Source organism: Pseudomonas sp. BP11-1-1 (assembly GCF_052112105.1).
Lineage (GTDB): Bacteria > Pseudomonadota > Gammaproteobacteria > Pseudomonadales > Pseudomonadaceae > Aquipseudomonas > Aquipseudomonas alvandae.
Genome location: NZ_JAUTYU010000010.1, coordinates 173,588 through 186,062 on the forward strand (window position 1 = coordinate 173,588; position 12,475 = coordinate 186,062).

Annotated in this window: 18 protein-coding genes; all 18 read right to left on the reverse strand. The window is 60.9% G+C overall.

The genetic code is table 11. The features are described from left to right. Positions 1–8: 8 nt before the first annotated feature. A complete protein-coding gene (locus Q7C33_RS19740) occupies positions 9–1,667 on the reverse strand; it encodes a phage tail-collar fiber domain-containing protein (protein ID WP_407683997.1) in 1,659 nt (552 codons plus the stop codon). Positions 1,668–1,675: 8 nt separating this feature from the next. Continuing rightward, on the reverse strand, positions 1,676–2,200 hold the full coding sequence (locus tag Q7C33_RS19745; protein WP_407683998.1) for a phage tail protein: 525 nt from the start codon (positions 2,198–2,200) through the stop codon (positions 1,676–1,678). Continuing rightward, positions 2,193–3,368: a baseplate J/gp47 family protein gene (locus tag Q7C33_RS19750; RefSeq protein WP_407683999.1), complete on the reverse strand. Its 1,176-nt coding sequence runs from the start codon at positions 3,366–3,368 to the stop codon at positions 2,193–2,195. Before Q7C33_RS19750 ends, Q7C33_RS19745 begins: the two co-directional genes overlap by 8 nt. Continuing rightward, entirely contained in the window at positions 3,365–3,685 is a 321-nt protein-coding gene (locus Q7C33_RS19755) for a DUF2590 family protein (RefSeq protein WP_407684000.1), read from the reverse strand. The genes Q7C33_RS19750 and Q7C33_RS19755 overlap by 4 nt, the downstream gene beginning before the upstream one ends. Next, a complete protein-coding gene (locus Q7C33_RS19760; protein WP_407684001.1) occupies positions 3,682–5,640 on the reverse strand; it encodes a phage tail tape measure protein in 1,959 nt (652 codons plus the stop codon). Before Q7C33_RS19760 ends, Q7C33_RS19755 begins: the two co-directional genes overlap by 4 nt. A 16-nt stretch (positions 5,641–5,656) precedes the next feature. Continuing rightward, positions 5,657–5,797, reverse strand: a complete 141-nt coding sequence (locus Q7C33_RS19765) for a DUF6890 family protein (protein WP_166742310.1) — start codon at positions 5,795–5,797, stop codon at positions 5,657–5,659. A 23-nt stretch (positions 5,798–5,820) separates the two neighbouring features. Further along, positions 5,821–6,108, reverse strand: a complete 288-nt coding sequence (locus Q7C33_RS19770) for a putative phage tail assembly chaperone (RefSeq protein ID WP_407684002.1) — start codon at positions 6,106–6,108, stop codon at positions 5,821–5,823. Continuing rightward, positions 6,105–6,377: a hypothetical protein gene (locus Q7C33_RS19775; RefSeq protein ID WP_407684003.1), complete on the reverse strand. Its 273-nt coding sequence runs from the start codon at positions 6,375–6,377 to the stop codon at positions 6,105–6,107. Before Q7C33_RS19775 ends, Q7C33_RS19770 begins: the two co-directional genes overlap by 4 nt. Further along, the gene (locus Q7C33_RS19780; protein ID WP_407684004.1) at positions 6,374–6,772 is read right to left on the reverse strand and encodes a DUF1353 domain-containing protein; all 399 of its coding nucleotides are present in this window, start codon (positions 6,770–6,772) and stop codon (positions 6,374–6,376) included. The genes Q7C33_RS19775 and Q7C33_RS19780 overlap by 4 nt, the downstream gene beginning before the upstream one ends. Positions 6,773–6,774: 2 nt before the next feature. Then, positions 6,775–7,167, reverse strand: coding sequence for a D-Ala-D-Ala carboxypeptidase family metallohydrolase (locus Q7C33_RS19785; RefSeq protein WP_407684005.1), 393 nt, complete (start codon positions 7,165–7,167; stop codon positions 6,775–6,777). Continuing rightward, the gene (locus tag Q7C33_RS19790; protein WP_407684006.1) at positions 7,167–7,616 is read right to left on the reverse strand and encodes a phage protein; all 450 of its coding nucleotides are present in this window, start codon (positions 7,614–7,616) and stop codon (positions 7,167–7,169) included. Before Q7C33_RS19790 ends, Q7C33_RS19785 begins: the two co-directional genes overlap by 1 nt. Positions 7,617–7,619: 3 nt before the next feature. Further along, positions 7,620–8,735, reverse strand: coding sequence for a DUF2586 domain-containing protein (locus Q7C33_RS19795; RefSeq protein ID WP_407684007.1), 1,116 nt, complete (start codon positions 8,733–8,735; stop codon positions 7,620–7,622). Positions 8,736–8,747: 12 nt separating this feature from the next. Then, the gene (locus tag Q7C33_RS19800; protein WP_407684008.1) at positions 8,748–9,404 is read right to left on the reverse strand and encodes a phage virion morphogenesis protein; all 657 of its coding nucleotides are present in this window, start codon (positions 9,402–9,404) and stop codon (positions 8,748–8,750) included. Further along, positions 9,385–9,840 (reverse strand): phage tail protein, encoded by a 456-nt coding sequence (locus Q7C33_RS19805; protein WP_407684009.1) that lies wholly within the window; start codon positions 9,838–9,840, stop codon positions 9,385–9,387. Before Q7C33_RS19805 ends, Q7C33_RS19800 begins: the two co-directional genes overlap by 20 nt. Then, positions 9,840–10,301: a head completion/stabilization protein gene (locus tag Q7C33_RS19810; protein WP_407684010.1), complete on the reverse strand. Its 462-nt coding sequence runs from the start codon at positions 10,299–10,301 to the stop codon at positions 9,840–9,842. Before Q7C33_RS19810 ends, Q7C33_RS19805 begins: the two co-directional genes overlap by 1 nt. 96 nt (positions 10,302–10,397) lie before the next feature. Next, on the reverse strand, positions 10,398–11,087 hold the full coding sequence (gpM, locus tag Q7C33_RS19815; RefSeq protein WP_407684011.1) for a phage terminase small subunit: 690 nt from the start codon (positions 11,085–11,087) through the stop codon (positions 10,398–10,400). Next, positions 11,084–12,136, reverse strand: coding sequence for a phage major capsid protein, P2 family (locus Q7C33_RS19820; protein WP_407684012.1), 1,053 nt, complete (start codon positions 12,134–12,136; stop codon positions 11,084–11,086). Before Q7C33_RS19820 ends, gpM begins: the two co-directional genes overlap by 4 nt. Beyond that, the coding region (locus tag Q7C33_RS19825) for a hypothetical protein (RefSeq protein WP_407684013.1) at positions 12,136–12,475 on the reverse strand (340 nt) is incomplete at its 5' end. The genes Q7C33_RS19825 and Q7C33_RS19820, both read right to left, overlap by 1 nt.

The window sequence follows — 12,475 nt, forward strand, 5'->3', positions numbered from 1 at the left end:
GGGCGCCCTCAATATTTGATGCAAATCAGCAACGCCTGGTTGATAGGCCGTGCCTCGTTGCCGCCGGCAACGTTGACTGTAATGGCGTGGTCATGGGCACCCGCCACGGCAACCGTGACGGTGTGACTATGCTGTCCCGCTGCAACGATGCTGAGGGTATGGCTGTGCGCTCCTGCCTCGGAGGTAAGGTCCGCATAACCTCGATGAACGCCACCGCGGGAGTTGGTGTTGCGGCTATCTTCCTCACCTCTACCGAGGTCGATGGTGTGGCTGTGGCCGCCTTGCGTATTTGTCGTGCCGGTATGGGCGTGCTGGCCTTGAGCGTTCGTCGAAGCACTGTGGGCATGGTTGCCAACGACTGAGGCGATAGCAGTGTGGGAATGGGAAAGGTTTTGTCCTTGCTGAATGGTACCCAGCCTGCGATCGGGGTCGCGTCTGGCCCCGTCATCCAGCCCCCGGATGAACAGTCCGCGGCTGTCGCCTATGTTGAATGTGGTGCTGCCATCGCCGGCGCCGTATCGCGTGCCCAGGACGGCAAAAAGTTTTGCGTAAGTGGTGCGCGAGACGTTCGCGCCGTTCCGCTTGAGCCATCCCGGGGGGGCGGTCTCCATATCGAAACTTGCGACCATACCCACCAGGGAATCACTGATCTGCTGATCGAGATTGTTCAACGCGGCTGTTGTCGCCAGGATCTCGCTGTCGTTGGTACGTGGGTCGTCGCTTTTGGCGTTGGGCAGCTGGTCCAGACCTACGTCCTGTTTGGTCGTTCCTCGGGCACGAAGGTCGGGATAGTCGCCGTTATGGGACGCGAAATACTGCACCAACGGCCGATCGATAGGCACCGTCTCCCGTAGGTCGGTGATCTCTGTAGCGGTTGTCAGGTCTGCCAGGGCAATCAGGTAATGCTGGACGCCGGCACTGTCCACATAGTCGGTCCTTGGGCTTCCCCATTGCACCGACCACGCCACTCCCGCACTGTTTTCTTGGCGTTCCAGAGCTACATCCAGCCAGGCTTTGGTGGGCGGTGAAGCCGGGGTCACCGGTACGGCGGTGGTCAGTTCAAGCCGCATACCTTCCAGAAACGCCAGGCCGGGGTTGATCTGGACCCCTTGCGCGACGTTGACCAGCTGCAGACTGGAGCCGAAGAAACAGGCTCGACCGTATACCGCCCGATTCGACTGCCGTTCACGTTCGTCGATGTCATGCAGGCGCACCGTGAAGTCGTGCTGCCAAGTGCTTGCGTCAATGGTGACGTCCGTCAGTGCCTGGGCGCCATCAAACAGCAGCATCATGTTGCGAGTGACGTTGTTGCCGATCTGATGGGGCGGGATGTTCTTGCGCTTCTGCTGCACCGGCACGTACCCCACCGACAGCAGTACGTTTTCGGCAGTTTGGAGCCCGATCCAGTTCCAGTCGAAGTCGCCAATGTTGCTGCCCATCATCAGGCTGTAAACCACTTGGTTGGGGTTCACAAAGCCTTTTTGAGTGATGGCCTGAGTGTGGACGATCTGTTCAAGAGGTGGCATGGGCGCGGCGCGGTCCACCGGTCCCTCCGGATCTAGGTCGGGTACCAGGGCAAGCACGAATCGAACAACCTCCAGCACCTCATGGGCGGCTTGTTTCTCTGCGATCAAGCTTTCGCCCGCAAGCGTAATACTGGCAGCCATGGGGGCCTCTAAAAACTGGCGACCAGTGTTTGCTGGTCATCGTTGAAGTCGACCAGCCCCACCAGCAAACTAACTGGGGTGATGGTCACGAAGTCGTATCGGCGGCAGGTGCGGCCATACTGCTGCACAATCACGCGCAGCAGCTCAGGGTTGTCCGATAGTTGCGAGTCACTGAGCCGCAGTAGCACCACGTCCCAATCCCGATCAGGCAGTCGCTCCTTGATCTCGCCGTAGCCCACTCCAAGCCGCTGAAGGATGCGCAACAGCCCGGCTGTGGACCCAGCGTCCACGGAATTGATAAAGGCGAACTTGACTCGCAAGCGGTACAGGCTTTCAGGCTCGCCACGAAAGCGGGTGATGTCCCGCTGCCAGGCCAGCAGGTCGAGGATGGACATGTGGCAGCGTTCTGGGTCCATTTGCAGCAACGGCCATCGCAACCAACCTTCAGCATTGGCCCACCAGGCCTGAGCGGTGGCCTTGAGTTTTGTCAGCTCGACGCCACCCAGCCAGAACGGCAGATTGAGTTTAAGCATCCAAAACGACCTGAAGGCTTTCGATTCGGGGAATGTTCAGTTGTGAAATGATGTCTTCGCCCGCGAACCGTAGGGATTCAATCCGGGCAAATTGTTCGTGCAACTCTTCGCCCAGGCGGCTGAATGAAAAGCGCGACTGGGGGTAGGTGAGGGTCGGTTGATAGTCACTGGTGGTGCTCTCGCGAAATGCGGCGCGGATGAACTGCTCGACCTGGGCTTGGAGCTCGGCGCGTTGCTCGGCGCTCAGGTTGGCCCGCGGCCACACGCTCAGTTGCAGTGTGTGCAGCGTTTCGGGCATCACCCTGACCAGCAAGTCGTCGCCGTGGCCGTGGTTACCGCCCTCGCGAATGTAGGCATTGATCTGCGCCAGGTACTCATCCGCCGGCACACCGGCCTCGAACAAGACGTAAGCGTTGGCGCTACCGGGCCCACGTGGTGCGCCGTGCTCGAAGTACACGCCGTCGAGGCGTACGCCCGGAAAGCTTGCGATCATCGCCCGGTAAACCGCATCGGTGTGGTACTGGTTCACCGCCGAGAATTGGTTGCGCACCCGAAGCCGCAATTGGTCGTTGGGTTCGGCGTCGGCGCCGGGTTGGGCCAGCCAGTTGGCGGCATTGACGACCTGGACGATGCCCGGCACCGGCACGGGCAAAATCGCGTAGTACCCCGGCGCCAGGTTATAGCCACTCCCCGGGGCGGCCGCCTCGACGGGGATGGTTTGTTGCGACTGGCCGTCTGGGAATACACCGGGCACCGTGGTTTGCAATTCATAGACGTGGCCGTTAATCGCGGCAGACTGCACCCGAACGCCGGCAGGTAACTCCATCGCACCGGCGGCCGAGGCACGGGTGAAAAGCAGTTCGCCTTTGGCGTTGCTGGACGGTTTACGCTCGACGTTGACCGCCCAGGCGAGCATATCCAGCCAGGCGTCCACGGCGGTCTTGACGAAAAAGTTAGGCAGCACCGTGTTGACGATAAATTCGACCAGCCAAAGGACAGGCTTGGTCACCAGGGCGCTGATGATTCGCCAGAAGGGCGAGTAGGTGCTGGTGTTGCTGATTTTGCTGCCCTGTTCGACGGCTTCCTTTTCCCAGGCTTTTTTCAGTTCGGCCTCGGTGGTCGGGATGCCTGCATCGCGCAGCGCCTCTTTGAAATCGACGTCGCTCACACAGTCACCTTGATATGGCCGAATTTCACCGTCGTTGCGGTAACCAGGTAAGTGCCGGGCGGTGCTTGGGGCACGATTCGCGCAGTACCGGGCACCAGGCGTTCGTCAGCCTCCACCAGCAGCTCCATTTGTTGCCGGCAATCGCGTTGGCGCAGCGGGTCGCGCTCGGCGACCAATGTCACCAGCAGGCCGCTTTCGCGAATCATGTGCGCCAGGTCCTGGGCGATGCTGGCCCGGCCATCGATGAGCAGGGGCTGGAAAGAAGGATCGAGCACCAGGTCATTCCCGGCGATCAGCAGGTCGATGTATTCGCTCATCCGGCCATCACCAGCAGCCCCTCAAGTTCATGGGCCGTCATGGGCTTGTTGGTGTGGATCTCCACCTTTTCAACATGGGTGCCGCGGTTCTGCGTGGCATTGTTCTGGATGCTGGTCAGCAAGCCACCCTGCGGTACCGCCGTGGCGCGGTTCGGGGAAAGCGAAGGGATGGCCGCGTTGATGGTTTGCTGGGCGCGCTGCGCTGCTTCCAGGCTGTCCAGGTTGGGGCCGGAGGGTAACTCGCCGAAGTGGGTTTGGATGTCGACGCCTGGAATCGTGTTGAGCATCGCGATCAAGGCATTGATGGCACTGTGAAAGATCGCCACGATGCCGTCCCAGGCGGCCTTCGCCATGCCCGACCAGCCCCCCATGGAACCGAACCAGGCAGACAATGCGGACAGATGATCGCTGACCCATTGGAACGCGGCCGTATTCATCAAGGCCGTGGTCCACTCGTCCCAGTAATAGACCGCCGCCACAATCACCGCGACGCACGCAAGAATGGCCGCGACAATCCACACGATCGGGTTGGCCCAAAGTGCGGCGTTGGTCAGCCAGATAGCCGCCTGCCACAGCAGCATCGCGCCTTTGACCAGCCCGAACCAGGCCACCAGGGCGGTTAATCCCGCGACGTAAAGGGTGATCATCAAAATGTTCATCAAGTACGCGCCGACGTTGCGCCAGGCCACCAGGCTCAGCAGCTTCCAGAGCGCAACCACCGGCAGCACAGCGGTGCGCCAGACGCCGAAGGAGAAGGTCAACAGTGCGACGATGAAAGTCAGGCCGCCGACGGCCAGCGCGGTCAAGCCGATCACGCGGGTCAGGTTGGGGAACAGCGTGGTCCAGCGCACCACCGACGATCCACCCGCGGCCAGCCGCTCGATGATTGGATTGAGGGTCGGCAACAGTTTCTGGCCGAAGGCGATGCGCACCGCCAGGATGGCGTGTTCAAACCGCTCCCACGGGTCGGCGATGGTACGCGCCATCTTCTCGGCTTGGTCCAGGCCTTTGACCTTGCCCAACTGGTCGATGCTGTTTGCCAGGTCGCCGGTTTTGGGCAGAAGTTGGGTGATCAAACCCATGGCTTGCTTGCCGCCGAAGGCTTTGCTGATTTTGTCGGTTTCGGCCGCGTCGAGCTCGCCGAATTTGGCGTTCAGCTTGCCCAGGATCTCCAGCATGGGCAGCAAGCGGCCTTGGCTGTCGGTGAATGACAAGCCGAGCTTTTCCTGAGCGCCATAGGCGCCGGCCAAAAAGGCCCGGTATTTGGTCCCGGCTTCGCCGCCGCTCATGGTCGCCTGCAGCGTGCCGAGGATCGCCATCTGTTCATTGGCCTCGATCCCGGCCGAGGCCGCGCTGGCGCCCAAGGCTGTGAACGCGTTGCTCATGCCTTGGCCGGTGGTCTTGAACATCTGGACCGCTGTAGCGGTTTGGCCGGTCAGCTGTTCGATCCAGGCGCCTTTGCCCATGGCGTCGGCCTGCTTCTGAAAGATTCCATACATCGTCCCGACGTAACCGGTGACGGTCGCGGCATCCGCTTTGGTCGCCTTGGCGAGTAGGTTTGAGGAATAAGTAAAGGTCGCCAACTGAGTACCCGTCAGGCCGGCGATAGCGCTTTGAATGTCATAGGCCGAGCTGACAAACGCCGTTGCGCTTTCACCGTAGGCGATGCTGAAGGCTAGGGATTTTTGATTCAGGAGCTCCAAGGCGTCTGCCGCTACGCCCAAGCTTTCCACTTCGCCCAGGGCAGCGTTTTGCCCCAGGGCGGGGGCCATCGCTTTTTTGAGTGCGTAAGCTGTGCCGATCATGCCGCCCATGCCCACGCCCAACTGTGTGATGCCCTTCTGGCCCTGGGTCGCCAGGTCGCTGAAACCGATTTTCACCTTTCCCAGGGGCTGGCTCACGCGATCAACCAGGCGCAGGATGAAGTCGAGTTTGCTTGTGGCGGATTTGCTCATCGCGAAAGTCCCGGTATCAACCCTTCAAGGCCATGGCGATGCCGTTGGCTACGGCAATCTCCATTCGCTTCCAATGTTCGTCTTCCAGCCATTTAGCGGTGCCCAGGTTGTCGGCCGTGGGCTCGGCGCCGGGTAGCCAGCGTTCGGTCAGGGCCATCAACTGGCCCAGGTTGTCTTCGCTCAGGCGGTCAGCACGGTCGAGGGCTTTTTTACGACGATTTCAACGTCCGGCGCGTACTCTTCCAGCAGCACACCGGCCAGTTGCATGACGAACACAGGGTTTTTCAGCAGCGGGCGCAATGCGTCTTTGTGGTCGGGCAGTACGGTGGTGGTCAGCAGGTTGTTGGACGGCGCCACTTTGTTGTTGGGCGTGACGGCGTTGAAGTACTTGGTCACGTCCTGGGGAGCCAGGCTGAAAGTAAACTCGCTATCGCCGATTTCCAGTGTGATCTCGCGACGGTCGCTCATGGGGTGGTCCTCTGGTTCAGGTTGGAGAAGTAGTTGTCCAGGCAGCTTTCCAAGCGTTTTTCAAAGCGGTGTTCCAGCTTGTGCAGGGCTTTGTCGAAGGCTTCCAGGCGCCCGTTGTGGGTCGCCATTTCAATGCGCAATTCCAGGTTTTCGCGGCGGGCGGCGCTGATCTGGCGAAACAGATAAATTTGGAACCCGGCAACCCAGGTCAGCACCAGCTCGGTCAGCAGCAACATGGCACTCAGGTGAAAAGGTGTGAGTTCGCTCAAGGCCATTTCCCCCGGCCGCCGACACGTACCGCTTGCCACATCAACCAGGCCAGCGGTTTGGAGGTGCCTTCTTCCAGCAGCGCATCGTAAAAAATCCGGTCGGCTTCGCGCTTGGTGAAGCGGTGTGTGAGGTTGGTGTAGATGAAGTCATGCACCACCCCGGGCCGGCGCGTCGTGGGGCTTTGGGAGTCCACGAAACTGCGAACCAGGCGGGGGAAGCTGGATAGGTCCGAGAGATACCCGATAGACACCTCGATCAGTTGCGAGGCGCGCGGCTGATAGCCAGTGGGTAACGCCGGGGTCAGGGTGAAATGGCGGTATCTCAAGGGCTGGACGACTTCCCAGCGGTAGTGACCCGGCCGATGGCGCAGTTCAAGCTCGCTTTCAAAAGGCATGCTCAGTAGCTCCAAATTGTCGGGCTGGGCAAACGGCGACCAGTGGGCGCCAGGCCCAGGTGCAGGAATCGCGAGACACCTTTTTGATTCACCCCAATTCGGGTAAAGCCAAGTATCAGCGCCAAGTTGAGCAATCGCAGCGCCTCGGCCCCGCGGCACAGCACGTCGACGGCCAGCCCGTCGAGGTGTTCGCCTGGTGCAGGCTTATTGGCTTCGGCGGGGTGAAGAGGACAGCGATAGGCGCTGCTCAGTGGCATGGGACGGCCATAGAGCTCGCGAAGCTGTTGCACCAGGTCCATGAAGTGCGGAGCCATTTCATGCCCGGTGCTGTCACAGCGCCCGCACCTGCAGCGCAGCTCGGCATAAGGAAAGTTTGCCCAAGGACTGTCCGTCATCAGCGCAGCCCCTCTATCTCGCTGGCGTCCAGGTACGGCACGCCGTTGATGCGGATAAAGTCCGGACTGGTGACGTCGAAGGGGACCTTGTGGGTGGTTTTCTGGCCACCCTTGGGGTCGATGTCCAACAGGCTGGAGATCTTCAGCCGACAGCCGAAGGCTTCTACGCGTAGTTCGTCGGTCGCGGTCTTGGCGAAAAACAGGGTGTCGAAGGTTCCGAGCTTGCGAAACGAACCGGCCCGGCCCGCCGCCTGGATCAGCAGGGCGAGATTGGCGCTGTCCAGCTCGAATTCCCCGCTTGCCGCTACGTCTCCGTCCACATGGCCGTCGGGAACGCCCTTGGTCTGTGACACGGCGCTGTTGTCGGTAATGTCCAGGGTGGCTTTTTCGATATGCACCTGCAGGTCGCCCAGGTTCACATCGAAGTTCATGCCGCTGATTCGGGCCATGGCTTATTCCTCGTCGTCCAGTGCCAGGTCCAGGGCGATGTTCGCCGTCAGATCCTTGGGGCAGTTGTAGGGGCGAATCAGCAGATACGCTTCAATGGTGGTGCGGTTCTTCCAAAGCAGCGTCACGGAGTCGTCTTTGGGTGGCTGGATATCGCCGGGGAACTGTTGACCGGCGAAGGTCGCCGAGCGGGACATCTCGCGCAGCGGTCTCATCAGCTTCAGCTTGGTGGCGGCCATGCTGTTGGGGGTGTTGTTGATCTTGCGATCGGCGACCATCTGGATCAGCAGGATCCGCACGCGACGTGCCGCCTTATCGACGACTCGCAGGTTCTCGATCACGGTGAAATCGCTGCCCGGGGCGTCGAGCATGTTGGCATCGCCCCAAAACATGCCGGGATAGTCCGGATAGTTCTGCGGTGTCGAAAGCCGCATTTTGTCTAGCTCGGCCAGGGTCGAGGACGGCAGAGGGACGCCGTCCTTATCAACCGGGGTGGGGCCCAGCCCAATGAGGGCGCCGGTGGCCACTCGCATGGGGCTGTCGGCGATGCTGACCTCGGCGTTGGCCAAGCGACCGGCGAGAACGCCCAAATCATTGCCATGCAGCTGGGGCACCACCAGCAAACGTGGGGCGGAAACTTCCCGGGTGATTTGCCGTTGCTCCAGGCGGTAGGCCGGCCAATCCAGGGTGGGAGTAATGCCGGCGCTGGCGGCCATGATGAATACCCGTCGGCCGTAGCGGTTGTTGAGCTGCACGGCGGCGGCGTTCATCTCGGTGAGCTCCCCACTTTGGATCACGGGTTTGGTAATCACCACGGCTTCGACCGAAACATCCGCGCCCTGAGCCATGTCCAGCGCCACTTTCCAATCGCCATCAGAGGCCAGTGGTACCGCCATGCATGCCCAGCGGTTGCCGCCATTGGCACGGGCAGCGCTGACCTGGGTTTTCAAGTCGCTGTCCAGTACCCCGAGTTCGGTGTCCAGGTCGCTTCGAGTGTTGAGCGCCAATAGTTTGCCGACGTTTTTAGTGGCCGGGCCGATGAACAGAAAGAAGCGCTCGATCTCGGTCACCGGACCTTGGCCCAGGTTGAGGTTATTGACGCTGACTTGACCTTGAGCCATGGGGTGGCCTCGTTACTTTGGCGATTGAAGGGTTTGCTGCAACACGGTGCCGACGATTTCCCGGATATCCTGAGGATCGGCGCCGAGGGCATCACGGGCGGGAAGATCGATCTTCCAGGTTTGATGTTTTGTCCGCCCCTCAAGCACCGCCAGGATCAACCCGGCCTGGCCGCTTTTGAGGTTCTCCACAATCCAGCCCAGGGTGGGGCGCCGCCAGCGTTTGCCCTGGCGAATCTGGTAGCCGGCCTTGAGCAGGGCACGGGCCTGGTGGCGTGTGGCAGAGTCGGCGTGGTTCAGGGCGTTGCCCTCTCTGCGCATCCGGGCGGCGCTCATGGTGGTGGAGACGCCCGTTTGGTGTTCGTCGGCAATGCGTGCGTTTCTGCGTTGGCGCCATCCCAGAACGGCTGCGTCAGCTGTCAGTTGGGTCACTGAGAGCCGCTTGCCGAGGCCGCGAAGCATTTTGCGTTTGCCTGGACCCCGGCGTTTCTCGAAGGTTGAACCGTCAAGGTTGCGCTGCGCCTGGATCCGCCGGTTGTTTCGGGTGCGCAGGCGTTTGCTGGCATTGTTCAGCAGGCGTCGGCGTTTTGCTGCCGGCAGGGCAAGCAACTGCAACTTCTGTTCGGCCCCGATCAGGCCGCGGATGTCGAAGCTAAGCGTCGGGGCGGTCATGGCTGACGGCTCCCTGTTCGGCAACCCACAGGTCGAACGGTACGAACGCCCATCGTTTGCCAAAGGCCTGAATTTCCCCGTCGTCGGCCTCGGCCAGATGTACCGGTTCAATGAAGTCCAGCTCCAGCTCAATATCGGCGACGTCGGGTGTGAGTTGGTCGATCTCAATGACAGGCGCGGCTAAGTGGTCGTCCTCCCGGCCGGGGTCGTTGACCTCCAGCCATGCGCCCAGTAACGCCATCAGGCGAGCGGGGTTTCCGTTGAAGCGCGCCAGTACCATCACCGCCCGGTACCGCATGTCACCCATGTGCAAGCCTTGCTCGCTGGGTTTCCACTTCAGCGTCAACGTGAGCTGTTCGGCCCAGCTGTCGAACTGTTCGGACGGAACCAGAGAGCGGTCCACCAGGTGGCGGGTGAGGGCGCGCATTTTGTCCATCAGAGCAATTCCGAAGTGATGCGGCTGCGCCCTTGAATCAAGCGCACCGCGCCTTGGCTGAAGGCCAGGAATTCTTCGTGAGTTTCCGGTGCCTCCTTCGCCAGGTTTACCGCCGATTCGCGACGGACAATGGTTTTGAATTGGCTCAGTAAGTAGGACTTGGCCCGGCAATACACGGCGCGCTTGTAGCTGGCGGCCATGAAGGTGCGCTCCGGCAGGATCATCGGGTCGGCGCTTTCCACCCGGGTGATGCACTGCGCTTGCCACTGGGCTTTGCGCCGCGCCAGGTCTTTATTCACCTCGCCCATGGCAAAGACGAGCCCTTCCACCAGCATTTCCAGCAGGTACTCGGCCGGGAGGCGGTAGCCCTTTTGAAATTCGGCAATGTCCAGGTCCGGCCAGAAGCCGTCATTGGCGATGGGGTGAGGGACCAGCTCTGTGGGGCGGCCTGAAAAACTCATGTCCAGCGGCTCACTCAAAATAAAGGCGGGGGTGACTGCTTGTGGTCATTGGCACAGGGCCATGGCCTCGGCAGGCCCCCGCTGGGGGGGGAAGTCTTAGGTGTTTGCGTTCAAGCGACGCAACGCCTTGGTGGCTTCTTCGTGCCGGGTCTTCACGCCGATCTCGGGGTAAAGCTCGGTGGCACGTTCGAAGTGGGCGATGGCTATGGCCCAGTCTTCGTTGTCTATCGCGATAATCCCCAGCAGCTTGTGATAGCGCGCCGGAATCCTCTCGTAGAGCTTCCATTCGCCATCTACGCGTGGGAGCAAACGGGTCAGGTAGGGCTCGGGGCTGCGGTTGGCCTTTTGTTCCGCCTCGGCCCATTCGATGATCGTGTCCGCGACGAAGGTCGGAATGTCTCGCCTGAAGCGCTCAGGCATGGGCTGCCCTTGCTGCAATGCAAAGTCCGCGAGCTCCAAGGCCTCTTCGAATTGTTCGGTGTCGAACAGCCAGACCAGCACCTGCATAAGCACCGGGTTTGGGTGGTTCAACCCCGAGTCGCGATAGCGCTGCACATAATCCAGGTACTTGGGCAGCAGCTCTTCACGCTTGAGCCTTTGCCGCTCGGCGATGGCGTTGAGGTCTGAGAGCCGTGCGCAATCTTCGGCCAGGGCGGCGATCATCAACGCCAGGTGTTTTTGGGCGTTGGCCGGACCGGCCAGGGCAGTGGCGGGGGTATAGACCTCGCTGGTCACGGCGGGGCCGTGTTCCAGCACACGCTGCTTATGCTTCAGGGCAAGGCTCATACTGATGCCGCCTCATGTTGAGAGCTTTCGTCAGGCATGAACTCAACATTCGACGACTCGATGGCGGCGAACTTGCCCAATTGCTCCACCACATAGCCTTCGTTGCGGCTGTTGTAATCCTCGGTCCGTGAGCGCTTCGGGTTGTCGATCAGCTGCCGACGCCAGGACGTGTCCTGCACGTAAATGGACAGATTGTTGAAACTGGTCACCGTGACGCCTTTGCTTGGAAAGAAGGGGCAGGTGTACGACGCCAGGCCGCCATAAGTGGCGATCACCTGAGCCTGCTCAACGCGTTCCTTCTCGGTCGGGGTCCGGCCTTGTGCGGCATATAGCTTGCCCTTCTCATGGGCCAGCAGGTCGCGACCAACGATTGCCACCAGGTCGCCGCCGTCGCGGTATTCCTCGTCGACCATCAACGAGACGTCATGCACCAGGGCGTCCAGGTTTTGGTAGTCGCCTCCAGGTCCGATGCGAATTTTCCCAGACGTCGCGCCTTCTGCCAGGATCTGCTGTGGCGCCTGTTCACGAACGATTTGCAGCCAACCCTTATTCACGTCCTGCAATAGCGGGTAGGTGTTGCGGTCCGTGTCTGCTGCAACCCTGACCCCATTCCAACCGACCATGAGCCGGTCGAGACCGATCTGACGTCGAACGGCGGCGCTGTAGCGCGCGGCGAAGTCCTTGAACTTGGCCCAGGCGTCGATACTGGAATACTTGAGTGCCACGTCGCTGTGGGTGTCGAACAACTCGTAGCCCAAACCGTCCAGGTCCAGCAGGTGGTGGGCCTCGCGGTCCCGGCTGTTGGTGTCGGTGCGTCCCGTGACGGGACCGCTCAACCCCAACATGACCTTTTGGCCTTTGATCTCACTGACGCCGAGTATGTTGATCAGTTGCAAAAAGGCAGATGTCAGGGTGATTTGGTCATTCAGGGTCTGGGCCAGGCTGGGCTCGACGTTGAACTCTTCGCGTACCGAGGCAACCCCATAGGTGGCAGCCATGAGGACTTGCATTGCGTGGTATTGCTGGCGGGCAGCGTTACTCAGGTTCATCAGTAGACCTTCTCTTGAGTTTCATCGATGGGCCCGGTGGTCTGCGGCACATCCTTGCCTCTGCCCTGATTCAGCGCGGTATTGAAGGTTTCGGTCAGCTTGTCCAACGATCCCTTGAGGGTGTTGAACTGGTCGGTTGTGATGCCTGCAGCTGGGGCGGTCACCGGTGCGACTTCTGTCTGTTCGAGTTTTTGCGGTTCGTCGATTGATGCCGGTTTTTGTGCGGCAAAGGCGGTCGCGCTCTTTTCCAGGCTCGTGGCCACGGTGTTGAGCTTGTCCACCGCTGCGGTGAAGGCCTCGGCGGTTTTCAGGTCCATAGGGGGCGTCTCGTGCTGGGGT

What these genes read in the sequence shown, in the direction of transcription:
- Q7C33_RS19765 (WP_166742310.1), bottom strand. Translation starts at nt 5,797, where the DNA reads ATGGCCCTGACCGAACGCTGGCTACCCGGCGCCGAGCCCACGGCCGAC.
- Q7C33_RS19800 (WP_407684008.1), bottom strand. Translation starts at nt 9,404, where the DNA reads ATGACCGCCCCGACGCTTAGCTTCGACATCCGCGGCCTGATCGGGGCC.
- Q7C33_RS19795 (WP_407684007.1), bottom strand. Translation starts at nt 8,735, where the DNA reads ATGGCTCAAGGTCAAGTCAGCGTCAATAACCTCAACCTGGGCCAAGGT.
- Q7C33_RS19820 (WP_407684012.1), bottom strand. Translation starts at nt 12,136, where the DNA reads ATGAACCTGAGTAACGCTGCCCGCCAGCAATACCACGCAATGCAAGTC.
- Q7C33_RS19755 (WP_407684000.1), bottom strand. Translation starts at nt 3,685, where the DNA reads ATGAGCGAATACATCGACCTGCTGATCGCCGGGAATGACCTGGTGCTC.
- Q7C33_RS19780 (WP_407684004.1), bottom strand. Translation starts at nt 6,772, where the DNA reads ATGCCTTTTGAAAGCGAGCTTGAACTGCGCCATCGGCCGGGTCACTAC.
- Q7C33_RS19785 (WP_407684005.1), bottom strand. Translation starts at nt 7,167, where the DNA reads ATGACGGACAGTCCTTGGGCAAACTTTCCTTATGCCGAGCTGCGCTGC.
- Q7C33_RS19760 (WP_407684001.1), bottom strand. Translation starts at nt 5,640, where the DNA reads ATGAGCAAATCCGCCACAAGCAAACTCGACTTCATCCTGCGCCTGGTT.
- Q7C33_RS19805 (WP_407684009.1), bottom strand. Translation starts at nt 9,840, where the DNA reads ATGGACAAAATGCGCGCCCTCACCCGCCACCTGGTGGACCGCTCTCTG.
- gpM (WP_407684011.1), bottom strand. Translation starts at nt 11,087, where the DNA reads ATGAGCCTTGCCCTGAAGCATAAGCAGCGTGTGCTGGAACACGGCCCC.
- Q7C33_RS19770 (WP_407684002.1), bottom strand. Translation starts at nt 6,108, where the DNA reads ATGAGCGACCGTCGCGAGATCACACTGGAAATCGGCGATAGCGAGTTT.
- Q7C33_RS19745 (WP_407683998.1), bottom strand. Translation starts at nt 2,200, where the DNA reads ATGCTTAAACTCAATCTGCCGTTCTGGCTGGGTGGCGTCGAGCTGACA.
- Q7C33_RS19790 (WP_407684006.1), bottom strand. Translation starts at nt 7,616, where the DNA reads ATGGCCCGAATCAGCGGCATGAACTTCGATGTGAACCTGGGCGACCTG.
- Q7C33_RS19740 (WP_407683997.1), bottom strand. Translation starts at nt 1,667, where the DNA reads ATGGCTGCCAGTATTACGCTTGCGGGCGAAAGCTTGATCGCAGAGAAA.
- Q7C33_RS19810 (WP_407684010.1), bottom strand. Translation starts at nt 10,301, where the DNA reads ATGAGTTTTTCAGGCCGCCCCACAGAGCTGGTCCCTCACCCCATCGCC.